Annotated in this window: 2 protein-coding genes; both read right to left on the bottom strand. The window is 37.2% G+C overall.

The annotated features are described in order from the left end of the window. Window positions 1–51: 51 nt before the first annotated feature. Window positions 52–1,485 (bottom strand): ATP-binding protein, encoded by a 1,434-nt coding sequence (locus AB1422_19050; protein ID MEW6621400.1) that lies wholly within the window; start codon window positions 1,483–1,485, stop codon window positions 52–54. Window positions 1,486–1,515: 30 nt separating this feature from the next. Continuing rightward, window positions 1,516–2,129 (bottom strand): ATP-binding protein (locus AB1422_19045; GenBank protein MEW6621399.1); only part of this gene is annotated, 614 nt, incomplete at its 5' end.

The following is a 2,129-nucleotide window of genomic DNA, read 5'->3' as shown; positions in this document are numbered from 1 at the left end:
AATTGTGAATTATTACTCTTCACGGTGTCCAGTAAAAAATGTGGGACAGGCTTATGTTACCGGCAGGAGAACATAAAAACTTGCTCCCTGCCCAACCTTACTCTCTACCTTAATCTCTCCCTGATGTGTCTCGATGATGCGTTTGCAGATTGCCAGCCCTAATCCCGTGCCCTTATCCTTTTTGGTGGTAAAAAAAGGGTTGAATATCTCACTTAGATTTTTCTCTGGAATCCCTACCCCAGTATCCTCAAATGTTATCTGGATAAAATCATTCACCCGTTTAGTGTCAATCTTCAGTGTGCCTACCTCATGCATTGCCTCGCAGGCATTTTTAATCAAATTAATAAATACCTGTTTTATCCTTTCATAGTCAATTTTTATTTCAGAAAGCTCATCTGATAGTTCAAGCTGAAATTTTATATTTGGGAAGGTTCTCTGAGCTGTATGCTCTATAACCTGTCTAATGAGGGGATTTATCGATATCAGGTTTAAATTAAGCTTAACTGGTCGGGCGAAATTTAATAGGTCATTAAGGAAAAAACTCATTCGCTCGATTGCCCTTTCTATAAGAAGGAAATCATCCTCACTTCTTTTTTCTGGGGGCAGGGTATTTTTAAGATTATAAATTCCTAACTTAATTATTGTCAATGGATTACGAATCTCATGAACGGCTTCATAAGCAAGCTGAGCCATTGCGGCTAATTTTTCTGCCTCGATTAATTTAGCCTCCATTTCCTTTAATTCTGTTAAATCTGCGACAAGAACAAGACTACCGTTAAAATTACCTTCACCATCAAATAATGGTGTTTGCGTGATAAGGGTAGGAATTCTATCCTTTGTTTTAGAGACAAGGGTTATCTTAAAGGTTTGTGGTTTTCCGGCTACGATTTGAGGATACTTTTCTACGAAAACCTTTCCTGCTTCATTTCCTATTATTGTCTGCAGAGATTTACCCAACAATTCATCTTCTTTAAAACCTATGAGTTGTATCAATCTCTGATTGACCAGAACTATAGTCTGAGTCAGGTCAAGGGCAAATAACCCTTCACCCATTGAGTCAATTACCTCTTCGTAGAGATGTTCCCGCATTTGCTCGATAAACTGACTTCTTTGCCCGGAGATACTGACCTGCGATATTATCTTTGGCAAGATATTAATCTGGTCTTTTGTAAGAAAATCAAGTGCCCCAAGTTTTAATGCCCCTGCCAATAGCCTATCATCTTTAAGTCCAGTAAGGATTATCGTCGGTAAATATTGATGAGTTTTTATGATTGTTTTTAACAACTCTAATGCATTTGTATCCGGCAGAAGGTAATCAAGAATAAGGCAGTCAAATTGACCTTTTTCAAGCAAATTTAATCCTTCCTTACCAGAAGTAGCGGCGACTAAGTCAGCTTCGGCAAACTCTGGTGTCTTACTTAGAATTCTCTTTATTATCAGAATATCATCTGGATTATCCTCGATAATGAGTATCTTCTTTTGCATAGTATTTCCTCCATCTGGAATTGTTACCAGTTACAAATTACCAATTACCTTTTTCGGAAAGGCAAGATAAAATGTTGTTCCCTGTTCCACTTTGCTTTCAAGCCAGACCCGACCGTTATGGTCATCCATTATCTTTCTAACAATGGGTAATCCGACACCTGTGCCACCACCATATTCTTCACGAGTATGCAATCTTTTAAATATCTTGAATATCTCCTCATAATACTGTTCTTCTATACCAATCCCATTGTCTTTGACATAAATCACTACCTCATCTTTTGCAGGCTGAGGCATTGGCTGGTCAATTTCTATTATCGGCTTTTCACGGTTATTATATTTGATGGCATTTGAAATAAGATTATAAAAGACCTCGACAAGTTTAACCTTATCGCCGTAAATGATGGGTAAATCATCGGCTATCTTAATCTGGACATTTTTCTCACTGATAATTGGCTCTATTCTCTTTAGTGCAGATTTAATGATTGTTTCGGGGACAATTGATTCAAAAGAGGATTCCATCTTTGAGAATCTTGATAAAGTTAAGAGGTCACCAATCATATTTTTCATACGATTGGCACTGGCTGATATTCGTTTCAGAAAATCTTTAGCCTCATCATCTAATTTATCACTATAATCTTCTAATA

The organism is bacterium (genome assembly GCA_040757115.1).
Classification (GTDB): domain Bacteria; phylum UBA9089; class CG2-30-40-21; order CG2-30-40-21; family SBAY01; genus JBFLXS01.
Note: the sequence above shows the minus strand (reverse complement) of the source record. Positions and strands in the feature narration are given on the sequence as shown.

What these genes read in the sequence shown, in the direction of transcription:
- AB1422_19050 (MEW6621400.1), bottom strand. Translation starts at nt 1,485, where the DNA reads ATGCAAAAGAAGATACTCATTATCGAGGATAATCCAGATGATATTCTG.